The sequence below is a fragment of the Cardiobacterium hominis genome (assembly GCF_900637305.1).
In the GTDB taxonomy this organism is placed as follows: Bacteria; Pseudomonadota; Gammaproteobacteria; order Cardiobacteriales; family Cardiobacteriaceae; genus Cardiobacterium; species Cardiobacterium hominis.
The window spans coordinates 1,954,492-1,968,516 of record NZ_LR134365.1; the positions used below are offsets into that span (position 1 = coordinate 1,954,492).

14 protein-coding genes and 1 pseudogene are annotated in these 14,025 nt (G+C 59.4%); 8 read left to right on the forward strand and 7 right to left on the reverse strand.

Annotated elements, in window-relative coordinates; genetic code table 11:
- The first annotated feature begins 47 nt into the window (after positions 1–47).
- Positions 48–1,481 carry a magnesium transporter gene (gene mgtE / locus EL199_RS09515; protein ID WP_040355556.1) on the forward strand — a complete coding sequence of 478 codons (1,434 nt, stop codon included), beginning with the start codon at positions 48–50 and terminating at the stop codon, positions 1,479–1,481.
- Between the two features lie 544 nt (positions 1,482–2,025).
- Here mgtE and EL199_RS09520 read toward each other — a convergent pair.
- Positions 2,026–3,315 carry a hypothetical protein gene (locus EL199_RS09520; RefSeq protein WP_040355553.1) on the reverse strand — a complete coding sequence of 430 codons (1,290 nt, stop codon included), beginning with the start codon at positions 3,313–3,315 and terminating at the stop codon, positions 2,026–2,028.
- A gap of 391 nt (positions 3,316–3,706) precedes the next feature.
- On the opposite strand from EL199_RS09520, the gene EL199_RS09525 reads away from it, so the two are divergent.
- Positions 3,707–4,057: a VOC family protein gene (locus tag EL199_RS09525; RefSeq protein WP_004141923.1), complete on the forward strand. Its 351-nt coding sequence runs from the start codon at positions 3,707–3,709 to the stop codon at positions 4,055–4,057.
- A gap of 112 nt (positions 4,058–4,169) precedes the next feature.
- Here the strand turns inward: EL199_RS09525 and EL199_RS13345 are convergent.
- Positions 4,170–4,982 (reverse strand): annotated as a pseudogene (locus EL199_RS13345) (IS256 family transposase, variant Zn-binding type); the annotation flags it as partial.
- 160 nt (positions 4,983–5,142) lie between these two features.
- Here EL199_RS13345 and EL199_RS09535 point away from each other — a divergent pair.
- The 3 genes from EL199_RS09535 to EL199_RS09545 all read left to right on the forward strand — a co-directional run bounded on the left by EL199_RS09535 (position 5,143) and on the right by EL199_RS09545 (position 8,837).
- The gene (locus tag EL199_RS09535) at positions 5,143–5,706 is read left to right on the forward strand and encodes a DJ-1/PfpI family protein (RefSeq protein ID WP_040355776.1); all 564 of its coding nucleotides are present in this window, start codon (positions 5,143–5,145) and stop codon (positions 5,704–5,706) included.
- A 340-nt stretch (positions 5,707–6,046) separates the two neighbouring features.
- On the forward strand, positions 6,047–7,021 hold the full coding sequence (locus tag EL199_RS09540) for an IS30 family transposase (RefSeq protein WP_126315995.1): 975 nt from the start codon (positions 6,047–6,049) through the stop codon (positions 7,019–7,021).
- 19 nt (positions 7,022–7,040) lie between these two features.
- Positions 7,041–8,837 carry a LysR family transcriptional regulator gene (locus tag EL199_RS09545; RefSeq protein WP_040355549.1) on the forward strand — a complete coding sequence of 599 codons (1,797 nt, stop codon included), beginning with the start codon at positions 7,041–7,043 and terminating at the stop codon, positions 8,835–8,837.
- A gap of 87 nt (positions 8,838–8,924) precedes the next feature.
- On the opposite strand, the gene EL199_RS09550 is transcribed toward EL199_RS09545, so the two are convergent.
- The 3 genes from EL199_RS09550 to pyrB are packed head-to-tail and all read right to left on the reverse strand — an operon-like array spanning position 8,925 to position 11,125.
- Positions 8,925–9,695, reverse strand: a complete 771-nt coding sequence (locus EL199_RS09550) for a transferrin-binding protein-like solute binding protein (protein ID WP_004141914.1) — start codon at positions 9,693–9,695, stop codon at positions 8,925–8,927.
- Positions 9,696–9,724: 29 nt separating this feature from the next.
- Positions 9,725–10,063, reverse strand: coding sequence for a P-II family nitrogen regulator (locus EL199_RS09555; RefSeq protein WP_004141912.1), 339 nt, complete (start codon positions 10,061–10,063; stop codon positions 9,725–9,727).
- A gap of 15 nt (positions 10,064–10,078) precedes the next feature.
- The gene (gene pyrB / locus EL199_RS09560; protein WP_004141910.1) at positions 10,079–11,125 is read right to left on the reverse strand and encodes an aspartate carbamoyltransferase; all 1,047 of its coding nucleotides are present in this window, start codon (positions 11,123–11,125) and stop codon (positions 10,079–10,081) included.
- 125 nt (positions 11,126–11,250) lie between these two features.
- On the opposite strand from pyrB, the gene dtd reads away from it, so the two are divergent.
- Positions 11,251–11,688, forward strand: a complete 438-nt coding sequence (gene dtd, locus EL199_RS09565) for a D-aminoacyl-tRNA deacylase (RefSeq protein WP_004141909.1) — start codon at positions 11,251–11,253, stop codon at positions 11,686–11,688.
- Positions 11,689–11,707: 19 nt separating this feature from the next.
- On the opposite strand, the gene EL199_RS09570 is transcribed toward dtd, so the two are convergent.
- Positions 11,708–12,205 carry a paraquat-inducible protein A gene (locus tag EL199_RS09570; protein ID WP_004141908.1) on the reverse strand — a complete coding sequence of 166 codons (498 nt, stop codon included), beginning with the start codon at positions 12,203–12,205 and terminating at the stop codon, positions 11,708–11,710.
- The gene (locus EL199_RS09575; RefSeq protein WP_004141907.1) at positions 12,202–12,633 is read right to left on the reverse strand and encodes a DUF1249 domain-containing protein; all 432 of its coding nucleotides are present in this window, start codon (positions 12,631–12,633) and stop codon (positions 12,202–12,204) included. The genes EL199_RS09570 and EL199_RS09575 overlap by 4 nt, the downstream gene beginning before the upstream one ends.
- Positions 12,634–12,741: 108 nt before the next feature.
- Here EL199_RS09575 and EL199_RS09580 point away from each other — a divergent pair, with 108 nt between their 5' ends.
- Entirely contained in the window at positions 12,742–13,260 is a 519-nt protein-coding gene (locus EL199_RS09580; protein ID WP_004141906.1) for an adenine phosphoribosyltransferase, read from the forward strand.
- An 87-nt stretch (positions 13,261–13,347) separates the two neighbouring features.
- Positions 13,348–14,013, forward strand: a complete 666-nt coding sequence (locus EL199_RS09585; RefSeq protein ID WP_004141904.1) for a Bax inhibitor-1 family protein — start codon at positions 13,348–13,350, stop codon at positions 14,011–14,013.
- Positions 14,014–14,025 lie beyond the last annotated feature (12 nt).

The window sequence follows — 14,025 nt, forward strand, 5'->3', positions numbered from 1 at the left end:
CGCCGCCTTTCACGCGCATGCCTGCGCCCCTAGCAAGGAACACGACCATGACCGAAACCCAAGACAACGACACCGCCCTGCGCGAACGCCCCTCCGCCGATATGGAGCTGATTCACCGCCTGGTGCATGACCTGATGCCCGCCGCTGAACACATCATGGCGGGCGGCGAACCGGACGACCCCGCGCAGCGCCTTGCCTTTGCCGACCTGCGCCTGCTGTTGGAAGAACTGCACCCGGCGGACGTCGCCGACATCCTCGAATCGCTGCCGCAGGAAGAGCGGATGCTGGTCTGGCATCTGGCGACGCCGGAAGAAGACGGCGAAGTCTTGCTCGAAGTCTCGGATGCGGTGCGCGAAAGCCTGATTGACGCGATGGACCGCGAAGAACTGCTCGCCGCGGTCGATGACCTGGACGCGGATGAACTGGCGGAACTGGCCGACGACCTGCCACAAGAAATCGTCGATGAAGCCTTGAGCGCGCGCGATGCCGAAGAGCGGGCGCAAGTCGATGCCGCGCGTTCCTACGACGACCACCAGGTCGGTGCCATCATGGACTTCGAGATGGTCAGCATCCGCGCCGATGTTACCTGCGAAGTGGTGCTGCGCTATCTGCGCCGCTTCGACAGCCTGCCCGATCACACCGACAAAATCTTCGTCGTTGATACCGACGACGTCCTGCGCGGCGTACTGCCCATCCGCAAACTGCTGGTGTCCGACCCCGAAGACCGCGTCGAGGCGGTGATGATTACCGATGTGGTGCGCTTCCAGCCGGAAGACGACGTCGAGGCGGCGGCGCAGGCGTTCGAGCGCTACGACCTCGTTACCGCGCCGGTGGTGGATGGCGAAAAACGGCTCATCGGGCGGATAACCATCGACGAAATCGTGGACGTCATCCGCGAAGAATCCGACGCCGACATGCTCAACATGGCCGGTTTGCAAGAAGAAGAAGACCTGTTCGCGCCGGTATGGGATTCCGTGAAGAACCGCTGGGTGTGGCTCGCCATCAACCTCTGCACCGCCTTCATCGCGAGCCGCGTCATCGGTGCGTTTGAAGGCTCGATTGAAAAAATCGTGGCGCTGGCCGCGCTGATGCCCATCGTCGCCGGCATCGGCGGCAACTCCGGCAACCAGACCATCACCATGATCGTGCGTGCGCTGGCGATGGGGCAGCTTTCCACCGCGCAGGCCGGACACCTCTTGAAAAAAGAAATCGGCGTGGCGCTGGTCAATGGCGTCATCTGGGGCAGCGTCATGGGGCTTATCTCCTGGGCGCTGTACGGCAGCGTCGGCATCGGCCTCGTCATGGTGGCGGCGATGACGCTCAACCTGCTGCTTGCCGCCACCGTCGGCGTACTCATCCCGGTGACGATGGAAAAATTCGGCAAAGACCCGGCGCTCGGCAGCTCGGTGCTGATTACCGCCGTCACCGACTCCGGCGGCTTCCTCATCTTCCTCGGCCTGGCGACCCTATTCCTGCTGTAAGCGCACCATAGCAGGCAACAAAAAAGCGGGCAGATAGCCCGCTTTTCTAAAAATATCACCACACATTTGAGCCCTGATCGCCCTGCCTACCCTTCTCACAAGATTATTTTCATGCGGCAGACAGCCAGAACAACATCCCTTCTCTGGTGTCCATCAGGATAATCTCATCCCCAAACATCAAAACCACAGCAATAACCAAAGCCTATCCGCAGCAGACAGAACATTGCATTCAGGAACAGAAAGAGTGCGCCACAAACTGTAGATAACAGAATCTCCACTGCACAAACAATATCTTTTGCGCAGATACAGGCACTATCCTATAGAATCCAGCCAATAAACCAGCCGATTGCCGCCAAGTGGGATAAAACCTGGGTTCCTGGATCGCCGCCAAGCGGGATAAAAGCTGGATTCCTGGATTGCCGCCAAGCGGGATAAAAGCTGGATTCCTGGATTACCGCCAAGCGGGATAAAACCTGGGTTCCTGAATTGCCGTCAAGCGGGATAAACACGGGATTGCCACCAAGCGGCGCAACCACGCGCTTTTTTATTTTCTCCTGATGACGAGGCAGAGGATGGGCACGATCAGGTTAACCAGACCCTGCGCGGCGGCAAGCCAGAGGATGTCTTCATGGTGCGCGGTCAGCCAAGTCTCTACGCCCAGGTTCACCTGAATGCTGGCCGGGATAGCGAGGCAGGCCCACAGGGTATTCGGCCAGAAAAGGAGGCGCTCCGTGAGCGGTGTGGTGGTGAGCATGGGGGGACGCAGTGGCAGCGGTTTTTTGCCTTCGCGGATGGCGTCAATCAGCGCGACGGTTTCCGCGAGGCCAAGGCGGTCGTCATCGTCTTCCTCAAACAGCGTGTGGCGGATGCGGCGGCTGTGGCCGAGGCGGTCGTGCAGGTCCAGGACGCGGTGAGTGATGAGGTGGTTGTTGCGGCCCATTTGGACTTCATCCAAGGTGGCGTCGCGGATATCCTGCCAGCGCAGGCTGAGGATGCGGCCATTGCGGTGATGGATATGCAGGCCATCGCCGTCGGCGACACGCAGAATGCGCGGTGTGGCAGCACAGGCGGCGCGATATTCCCGCACGATGACAAGGATGATGAACACGCCGAGCGCGATACCACCAGCGACAAGGAAGGGATAGAAGGCATTGAGCAGGGCGGTGGGCGGCGGTTCGTGCCAATCTTCCGGCCACTGCAAGAAGGCGGTCAGGAAATCCGGTATCGTCCACAGCACAACCAGGAAATGCCAGTAAATCAAGCTGTAAAAAGCGTAACCGTCGCGCCGCTCGTACCAGCAGTGATCAAGATCGGGCGGCGGGATGACGGGCTGGAGCGGCGGCGCACCACCGCGCAGGTAACGCTGCGCCGTGGCGACAATGTCGTGGTAATCAGGGTAATCCAGATAGCCACTGCGGTAGCAGATGGGTTCGCCCTGCTGCGGCTCCAGTAGCAGACCGTGCTGCATTCCGCGCTGATAGCGCACGTCGGCAAGCGCCGCCCAGCGCCATTGGTGGCGGATGCGGCCAAAGGCGTCGTGCAGGGTGATGCCGCGCGGATCGCAGACGACACGCGGGCGTGGCGCGTAGCGCGGGTTGAAATAGGCGAGACGGCGCAGGTAAAGGAACAGGCCATAAGCACACCACAGCGGCAACCACAGACCAACCCAGGGAGTGAGAAACGGCCCGATGGTCGCATCGTACATGGAGGGCAGTAGCAGCGCGGTGACGATTACCCAATAGGAAGCATGTGAGGGGTTGAGATAAGCACCGCCCCAGCCGCGTGTGCATGGGTCAGCGAGATTGAGCGGGAAACGGTGGGCGGTGCGGGGCATGGTTTTTCCTTAACTACGACGATTGTTTGCCATTTTATCGTCGTTCCCTTTGTTCTGAACCGCCAAACGGCGTCGTTACTGGGTCCGCCAAGCGGCGAAAATACTGGGCCCGCCAAGCGGCGTCATTGCTGGGCCCGCCAAGCGGCGTCATTACTGGGCTCGCCAAGCGGCGTCATTACTGGGCTCGCCAAGCGGGATAAAACCTGGGTTCCTGGATCGCCGCCAAGCGGGATAAAATGGATTCCTGGATCGCCGCCAAGCGGGATAAAACCTGGATTCCTGGATTGCCGCCAAGCGGGATAAACGCGTGGAGCGGGTATGCTGACCCGGCATTGATACGGCGGACGGCATTCCACCCGACCCTGACCATAGCTTCAAAACAAGGAAAAAAATGAGCGTTAAGCGTATCGTGGCGAATATCAAAGCGCCCCAACCCGCTGCTGCAAAGGCTTTCTACCACGACTTGCTCGGACTGGAGTTGCTGATGAACCACGGCTGGATACAGACCTACGGGCAAGACACAGCTATGCCGGTGCAGATCAGTTTTGCCAGTGAAGGTGGTTCTGCTACGCCCGTGCCCGACCTGTCTATTGAAGTGGACAATCTTGACGAACTATTGGCACGCATGAAGAGCGCGGGTTTCCCGCCCGAATACGGCCCTGTTACCGAACCGTGGGGTGTCCGCCGTTTTTTCGTGCGTGACCCGTTCGGGCGGCTGGTGAATATTTTGCAGCATGAATAAGGGCGTATAGGACAAAAAAGGAGCTATCCATCGTCAGGCATGGCGAAATAATCCTTTATAAACTTGAATTTATTCTCTCTTTTCATCCCGTGATGACGCCCCAATTTGCGCTTTAAGTCGGCAAAGCGCCCATCCAGCAGATTGGTGGTGTTGCACATGCCCAACTCAGGATGGCCTCGAAGGTAAACAGGTAGTCCAAATTCCGTTTCAGGCTCAAATACGCGCTTCTCAGCGTCTTGTGCGTGTAGTGCGAACTGCCGATTTCCTCGTTGACCGTTCGTTCGTTGAGGAAGCCCTCATGCTGCTCAAACCATGCCTGCAGCGCGCCTTGAAACGCCTCCTTATGCGCTCCTTTCAGGGTGAGCGTCAGCCGCCACAGCGCCTTGCCTACGCCCGTTTTCGGGTTACGTGTCAGATAACGGCTGACGGTTTTGACCTGGTGAAACTGGCATAGCTGCGCGGGAATCTCGGGAAACATCTGTAGTAATCCCTTTCGCCCGTCGCAGACAATATTTTGTATCTCAACGCCTTTTTCCCGAAGCTCGTTCAGCGCCGCGGCATACAGGGCGTTGGTTTCGTATTTGACTTCATCGACGGACAGAGCCTGCTGGCTGATGCTGTCCATCAGCACCATCACGCCGAAACTGCGTCCGAAGTATGTGGTATCCATGATGATGTTGGCTTTTTCGGGCAGCGGGTAGCGCTCCCTGATTTGCACACTGCGAAGGCGGCGATAGATGGTTTTGCTGCTGCATCCATACTGCTTGGCAAGCTGCGCGGCCGTTTGTTTGCCTGCACTATAAGCTGTCCAAAGCTCGTCGTTTTGAAGGCGCTTGCCGCCGTCAAAACGTTTGCCGCAAGCCTTGCATTTATATCGTTGTTTGCCATTTTGCCAGCCATCTTTTTTGATCTGCTTTGAGCCGCAGAAAAAGCATTTTTTGTGTTCAAAGCCTTTGACCCCGCTTAAAGCCTTGCAGCATAAGGCTTACAGCGATTCTTGGCTCCTTTTTTGTCCTATACGCCGACAAAAACTGGCACAACACCCGCCTATAATCCGCGCATTCCAAACCCTTAAAGAGTGCGCCATGAAAAACATCACCATCGTCATCCCCGACCGCTTTGCCGACTGGGAATACAGCCTCATCGCCCCCGTCCTGCACAGCTTCACGACCAATTACCGCGTGCGCTACGCCGCCGCTGACCTCAACCACAAAACCTCGATGGGTGCGCTGCGAGTCATCCCCGACCTTAACTTTGCCGACATCCCCGCCGAAAACGCCGCCCTCATCCTCATCGGCGGCCAAGACTGGCGCGAGCTAAACCCCGCCGACCGCGCCACCCTCGCCGCACATTGCGAAAGACAAAAAACCGACGGCAACCTGCTCGCCGCCATCTGCGATGGCGCATGGTTTCTCGCCGCCAACGGCTTACTCAATGACCGCCGCCACACCGGCAACCACCTCGACGCCTACCGCGCAGAAGCCGCCTACCACAACGCCGCACAATACCAAGACAGCCAGCGCGAAGCCGTGCGCGATACCAACCTCATCACTGCGGGCGCCATGGCCGCACCTGCCTTCAGCCGCGCCGTCCTGGAAGCGCTGGGCGACATCCCCGCCGAAGTACTTGCCTACCTGCCCGCCGCATGAACACCCCACGCCGCTACTGGATTGCCTTCGCGCGCGCATGACTTCATCCTTGCATACCGGCCGTAAATGACTCACCTGCAACCGCTAACGGGGTGCGCGTTGGCGCACTCTCCTTTATAGCGATACACCGAAAGCCTCAGACAAGGCGCGTCGCTGAAGACAGTACGCATTTGTACGGCGAAGCGACGCAACGCCGTATGAGGCTTTCAGGGGATTGCTATACATACACCATAGCCGCTACCCTGTATGTGGCGAATTTACAATTCAAGTGCAACAGCTACAAAAAAGACATCCATAAGCGATACTGCAAAAAACATCAAAACATTGCAGGAGACCGAAAATGGATGCCTACCGTCATATTACGCCCATTGAGCGGGGTTGCATAATGACCTTGTTCAACCAAGGTCATAGCCCTGCCGCTATTGCCACCATGTTGAAGCGCCACAGATGCACCATCTTGCGCGAACTGAAGCGCAATAGCGATGGCGAAAACTATGACGCCAGCAAGGCGCAGGAGAAATACGACAGCAGGCGTAAGCTCTGCCGCCGCAAGCGTAAACTTGATGACCCGGAACTTTTTGCCCTGGTCAAGGAGAGGTTTCTGAAACTGCACTGGTCGCCGGAGCAGATTCAGTACCGCTTGCGCCACGAAGGCCGTCCGCACGCCATCAGCTACGCCACTATCTACCGCGGTATCTACGCCGGGCGTTTCAATGACCCCGACTGGGTGATAAGTGGCAAGCAAAGGCTGCGCCACCGTGGCAAGAAGCGGCGGCGCAAGGGCGAGCCGACACGTGATAACTTCCCGGTTGAGCATGCGCTGTCGGCGCGTCCGCCAGAGGCGCAGGCGCGGGAGCGCATGGGCGACTGGGAAGCTGATACCGTTGCAGGCGTGGTGGGTGGTGCGGTGTTGCTGACGTTGGTTGACCGCAAAAGCCGCTATCTGCGGTGCGTCCGGCTGGAGAAGAAGACGGCGGACGGCGTGAATGCGGCGATGATTGAAGCCTTGCGCGGGCAGACGGTACACAGCATCACGCCGGACCGGGGCAAGGAATTTGCGCGGCATGCGGTGGTGGCGGAGGCGTTGGGGATAAAAATATACATTCCGCCGCCGTACCAGCCGTGGCAGCGCGGGACAAACGAGAACACCAACGGCCTGTTGCGTGAATATTTTCCGAAGCATCAGGATATTGCGCAATATCCAGATGATTACATTGAAAAGGCGGTGCTGGCATTGAATAACCGACCGCGCAAATGTTTGCAGTGGAGGACGCCTTATGAAGTGTATTTTGATGAGGTGTTGCACTTGGTTTGACAATTCGCCGTAACCGCCCATGCCCCACCTTCGCGACCGCCTGCACTTCTCCACCCTGATGGTCTTCATGGAATTTTGCCGCACACGCAGCGTCTCGCAGACCGCTGCCAACCTCGGCAAATCCAAAGCGCACCTCAGCGTCCAGCTAAAAACCTTCGCCGAACAAAGCGGCCTTACCCTCTACAGCCGTGCGGGCGGCCATTACTACGTCAACGAACAAGGCCTCAGCATCGGCAAATCCATCTACCACCTCGCCAACCTCAACAGCTTCGCCGCCACCGCCTGTAGCGCGCCTGACGACTGGCAGCACATCACCATCCGCATCCCGATGCGCTACTGGGGCGGCGGCATCAGCCAGGCGCTGATGCACGCCATCGGCGAAGTGCGCCGACAATACCCCGCCATTTTCTACTACTGCGAATTCCTCGACGACTACCACGACTTCCAATACCGCCAGCGCAGCTGGCTGCCGGAAACACGTTCCCTGGGCAGCATCGACATCCGCTACACCAGCGCCGGAGCAGACATCAGCGGCCGCTGGCTGGCGCTGGACAACGGCCACAAAATCCGGCATGCCAACTGGATCGTGCCGAAAATGCCCTGGGGCATCATGCAAACCCTGGCACAAAACCTCGAAAAGGCCGACATCCCCTACACCTACTGCGATGCCGACTACACCCAAAAACTCGCCGCACCGCTACCCGACGGAGAACGCCTGCTCGTCAATGAACTGCTACTGACCGAAGCCTTGCGCGCCCCGCACCACAGCGAACCCTTCCCGCAGGCACGGCGCAGCGGCCTGCACTGCCTGCTGCAAGGCGAACATCCGGCGCTTGCCGCCTTCCGCGACCACTACATACACGGCTTTCACGCCGAAAACATCCGCTTGCGCGCCTGGGGTGAGCGCATCAGCGCGCGCCAATGGCGCTATTTTGCCGCCCTTGCCGAACACAAACGCTTCAGCCGCGCCGCCGACAGCCTCTGCATCACCCAGCCAGCGCTGAGCAAACTGATGAGCCAACTCGAAAACCGCCTCGGCCAAAAACTCCTCCTGCGCGAAAAAGGCGGACGCCAACTGCGACTCAGCCCCGCAGGCGAACTGCTGCACACACTTGGCAAAGGCATTGCCGTCGCCCTTGACGACCTCGGCGCGCAAATCACCGAACGCCGCCGCCGCGAAAAACGCGAACTGCACATCGGCATCCTGCCCAGCGTGGACGAAAACAGCCGCCTGCTTGCCACCGTCATGCACCACCTTGACGCCTGGCGCGAACAGTACCCGGACATCCGCGTGCGCATCTACGAAGCCGTGCATGAACGGCTGGTCGAACACCTGCGCCGTCTCGACATCCAGCTTGCCATCACCGAAGCACCTTCGCCCTGGCTGGAACAATACCCGGTCTTCGCGCCCGAAACGCTTGGACTCGTCGCCCCCGCGGCCTGGTTTACAGACGCCCCACCGCCAGCGCAGCTCGCCTGGAGCGAATTGGGCGACTACCCGCTGGTCCTGCCGGGCAAAAACGTCGGCATCCGCTACCTCATTGACCGCCACTGCCGCGCGCAAAACCTTGCCCTGCTGCCCGATATCGAAAGCGACAGCCTCAATCTCAACAGCCGCTGGGTTGCCCAAGGGCGCTACGCCACCATCCTGCCCGCCTCGTCCATGCACAGCCTGATTGAACGCGGCCAGGCACAATTCATCCCGCTGACGCCGCCGCTAGAACGCCAGCTCCACATCAGCCACCTGCGCCACCGCCAACCGGGCGCGGACGAAGCGCGCCTGCTCGCCCATTTCTACCCTGGCAGCGGTTCATAACCCGCCCCGTTTTCCGCAGAAACAAGGACTTTCTTCTAGCGATAAAAAACCGCGCTGGAGCGCGGTTTGCTTGCAGGGATGGCAGTGTTATTGGCGAATGGCACCGAAGCTGCCAGAGAGGCGTTGCACGGTGTCGCTGAACAGGCCGCCGAGTTCGCGGGCATCGTCGCCGTAGAAGTGGCCGCCGCTGCTGACGGCAGCGCCGCTCGCGGTAGCGAAGCTGTTACCGTTGATGGTGGCATTGATGTTCACCGGCGTGAAGGTCACGCTACTGCTTTTCGAGGTGATGGTGCCGTTTAGGGTTTTGGCGGCGAAGTCGGCGGTGAAACGGCTGTCGCCGGTACCGGCCTCACCATTGCGGACAAAGGCCGCCTGCCCGACGTATTGGGCGGTGCCGTTGCCCGGCATGCGGGCGGTTAGCCTGCCCTGGCTGAAGATGTAGTCTTCGTTGCCGGATTTGATGTAGCCGTAGCTGCTATCCCGGTAGTCGAAGTTGCTGACGACAAAGATTTCATAGCTTTTGCCGTCTTTGCTGAGGATATGAGTCGTCGTGATGCTGCCGTCATCGTTAGGACGACGCAGGCTGAACTGTTTGCCGTTGACGTTCAGGGTAGTGAGGTAGTCGCTGCCGATATTGAGGGTGCGGTGGCTGCTGTTGATGGTGCTGCCACTGGGGACGACGACCGCCGTGCCGCGATAGATGCCGTTTACGCTGTTACCGGCGTTGTTGCCGGGGATATTGGCGGGCGGCGTGCCGGGATCAAGCGGCGGATTATTGTCGCCACCACCACCGCCACCGCAGGCGGTCAGTAGCAGGGCGGTGCTCAGGCTCAGGGACAGGTGGATACTGGTTTGCATGGGATACTCCTTATTGGTGGGGGGATGGTTCACAGGGCTTCGTCGTCCAGTTCGCCGGTGCGGATGCGCACCACCCGTTCCAGCGAGGTGACGAAGATTTTGCCGTCGCCGATTTTACCGGAGTTGGCAGTGTCGCGGATGGTTTCGATGACCTGCGCGGCCAGGTCGTCGCTGACCGCGATTTCCAGCTTGAGTTTCGGCAGGAAGTCGATGACGTATTCCGCGCCGCGGTAGAGTTCGGTGTGCCCTTTTTGTCGGCCGAAGCCTTTGACTTCGGTGACGGTGATGCCCTGCACGCCGATATCCGACAGCGCCTCGCGCACGTCGTCGAGCTTGAAGGGTTTGATAATGGCCGTGATCATTTTCATGCGCTGCGCCCTGCCTTAGTCGAGCTGGTAGAAATCGGCGTCGTGGTCGCTGTAGCGGCGCGGACGGTAGCCGTGGCGTTTGTGGAAGTGGCGGTCGATGTTTTCATGCACGTCCAGCACCATCGCGAAAATCGCCATGCGCATGGTGACGCCGTTGTCCGCCTGGCGGAAGATGGCAAGGTTGGGCAGGTCGTCGAGGTCGGTGGCGAGGTCAAAGGCGCCGGGACGACCGTCGCGCGGCAGCGGGTGCATGATGACGACGTCTTTCTCGGCGTGGTTTTCGATGGCGACGCGGTTGATGCGGTAGTCTTCGCTGTAGCCTTCCATTTCTTCGCCGCCTTCGATGCGCTCGCGCTGGATGCGGGTGGCGTAGATGACGTCGGCGCCGGGCAGGCCGATGCTGATGCTGGCAAATTCGTGCACGTGGTGTCCGGCGGCCTTGAGGCTGTCGAGCAGTTCCTGCGGCGCGGCAAGCGCAGGCGGGGCGATGAAGTGGAAGGTGATGTTGCGGAACAGCCGCAGCAAGCGGCAAAGGGAATGGATGGTGCGACCATGCTTGAGGTCGCCGACCAGCGCAATCGTCATGCCGTCAATGCTTTTGCCGAGGCGGCGGAATTCGCTGTCGATGGTGTAGTAGTCCAGGAGCGCCTGGCTGGGGTGTTCGCCGGTGCCGTCGCCCGCGTTGATGACCGGCACGCGGATGCCCTTGGCAAATTGCGCGACCGAGCCGGTTTCGGGATGGCGCATGACAATGGCGTCGGCATAGCCGCTGATGACGCGCGCGGTGTCTTCAAGCGATTCGCCTTTGGAAAGCGAGGAGAAGGTGAAGCCGGTGGTGTCGCAGACGCGGCCGCCCAGGCGCGAGAAGGCGGTGTGGAAGCTGATGCGGGTGCGGGTGCTGGCTTCAAAGAACAGGTTGGCCATGACCGCGCCGTCAAGGGCGTCGCAGCGGTACTGACGCCGCGCGACGGGCTCGAGGGTGTGTGCGACTTCGAGGATTCTTTCGAGTTCGCTGCGGTTGAACTGGTCGATGGACAGGATGTGTCGGCCTGCAAGGGACATGGTTTTGCTCCGTGGGAATTTGCCGCATTATATAGCGGGCTCCGGCGGGATGCCACGCGGCAAGGCGCGCAGTAGCGCGATTTCCGCCGGATTTTCTGGCAAATATTTTTTGGGGGAGGAACGGGATGATTGCTTTGATTCAGCGGGTTTCGGAGGCGAGTGTGTGGGTTGCGAATGAGCAGGTCGCGGCGATTGGCCACGGCCTGCTGGCGCTGATTGGTATTGAAAAGACTGACACAGCGGCGAACGCCACGCGCTTGCAGCATAAGCTCTTGAATTACCGTGTTTTCCCTGACGATGCGGGGCGGATGAACTGCAATGTGCAGGAAGCGGGCGGCGGGCTGCTGCTGGTGTCGCAGTTCACCCTGGCGGCGAATACGACGAAGGGCAACCGCCCCGGTTTTGATCCGGCAATGCCGCCTGCACAAGCGGAGGTGTTTTTTGCCCGTTTCTGCGCGGAGATGCGCGCGTTGTATGCGCCGGTCGCCTGCGGGATTTTCGGCGCGGAAATGCAGGTGCGGCTGGTAAACGAAGGGCCGGTGACGTTTTGGTTGCAGACTTAATCGCGGATGTATATCCGGGCTACGACGCTTTCAGCCGCCCTTTCAGGTCGTATTCAATGGCAATACCGGCGACGAGCGAGAGGATGACCGCGGCGGAGAACCAGTAGATGCCGCTGTGGATTTGCACCTCCACCAGCCAACCCAGTTTCAGGATCATCAGCATTTGCGCGACGACGAAGACGTCCAGCATCGAGAATTTCGCCAGTTTGCCAAGCCAGGTCTGCCAGCGGGCAAGCGCGGCGGGAATGGGCGGGTAGTAGTAGAGATATGCCGCCATCAGCGCGAATTTGCCCAGCGGGAAGATGACGCTGAAGCCGAGCAGCAGCAGGCCGAGGCCGAAGGTTTTGTCGGCAAGCAGCGCGCCAATGCCGGAGAGGACGGTGAAGGTGTTTTTCATCAGCACCAGTTTTTTCACCGTCATCATCGGCAGGGTGATGCCGGGGATGAAGGTCGCCACGCCCGCCAGGACAAGCGCCAGCAGGATGAAGCGCCGGCGGCGGTTTTCCATGCGGTTCATGCGCTGTCCAGCAGTGGTGCGGTTTGTGTCGCGCCATCAAGGCGGTATTGGTGACGGCGGCAGTAGTCCAGCCATTCGGCGAGCGCGCGGTTTTGCGCCCGCTTTGCCGCGCGCAGCGCCCGCACCGGTAGGTCGGCATCAAGCATGGCTTCGGCGAGGCGCGCGTCATGGTAAACGCGGATGCGGTAGTCAGGGGCGAAGCGGCGCTGTTGTCGCGTCGGGTAGAAGTGACCAAGCAGCCATTCGCTGGTGTAGGCATGGCGGCCGGTGCAGCGCAGGTACAACGCCGCCCGCTGTGGCGCGCGCAAGATGTACCAGCCGTCGTCTTCGGGCGGCTGCGGCAGGACGAGGCGGAACAGCCAGTAGTTGTGTTCATACAGCGACTGCAACGGGGTCTCGGTGCGCTGCATAAAGCGCGGGTTTTGCATGATTGTGGTTCTCCGAAAAGGGGCGCTATTGTGGGGACGAACGCCGCTGCACACAAGCCCGCACGCTCTGCTAGAATGCGGTTTTTCAACTGTACAAGGAATCGACCCATGTCTTGGCATTCGCTGATTAAAGACATCCCGGATTACCCGAAAGCGGGCATTATTTTCAAGGATATTACGCCGCTCCTGGCCGACGGCCCCGGCTTCCACGCCGCCATTGAGGAAATGGCGCAGTTCTGCGAGGAAAGCGGCCACCAGCCGGATGTGCTCGCCTGCCCGGAAGCGCGCGGTTTTATTTTCGCCTCTGCCTTGGCGCAACGCCTCGGTATTGGCTTTATCCCGCTGCGCAAGCCGGGCAAGCTGCCGCGAGAGGTCAGCCGCATCACGTTTGATCTGGAATATGGCCAGGACACCCTTGAAGTTCACAAAGATGACGTCAAATCAGGGGTACGCGTGATGATGGTCGATGATGTACTCGCCACAGGCGGCACGATGGCTGCCTGTATCGAGCTGCTGCAAAGCCTCGGCGCGCAGGTCATCGGCGCGGCTTTTTTGATGGAAATCGAAGGGCTGCACGGGCGCGACAAGCTCGGCAATATCGAAGTCTGTTCGTTGGTGAAATGCTAACGGGTGTTAAATTTCGCCCGCTTTACAAGCATTGCCTGACCCCCTACAATCTCTGCGTTTTCAACCCTCAACCCTTAAGGAGCTTTCATGAACAACATGAACCCCCGCACCATTGAAGCCATCTCCCAGGACGGCATCCTCGCGCGCAACAAGGTGCTGCGCCAAACTTACATCCTGCTCGGCATGAACGTGCTCTTTAGCGCAGCGTGCGCTTATGTCGGCATGCTGATGAAGGTGAATGTGCCAATGTGGTTGTATCTCATTGGTTTCTTTGGTCTTGCTCACGCCGTTGTCGCTAACCGCAACAATGGTGCTGGCATCGTCCTGCTTTTTGCCCTCACCGGTTTCCTCGGATTTAGCATTTCCAACATCCTGACCGCACTGATGGGGCAGGGCATGGGCGCAATTATCGTCAAGGCACTGGTTGGTACAGCTATCCTCTTTCTTGGCCTTTCTGCCTATGTGCTGTTCACCGGTACCAATTTCACCTTCCTCGGTGCTTTCCTCTATACCGGCCTCATGGTCGCCTTCCTTGCAGGCATAGGCGCCTGGATTTTCAACATGAGCGCGTTGAGCGTTGCTTCCGCTGCCGCTTTCCTGTTGATTTCTTCCGGTTATGTGCTTTACGACACCAGCAATATCATCCACGGTGAAGAAACCAACTACATCATGGCGACGTTGAACCTGTTCATCAACATCTTCAACATCTTCCTGAGTCTGCTGAACATCCTCTTTGCCTTTAACCGCAACTAAGGCAACCTGCCC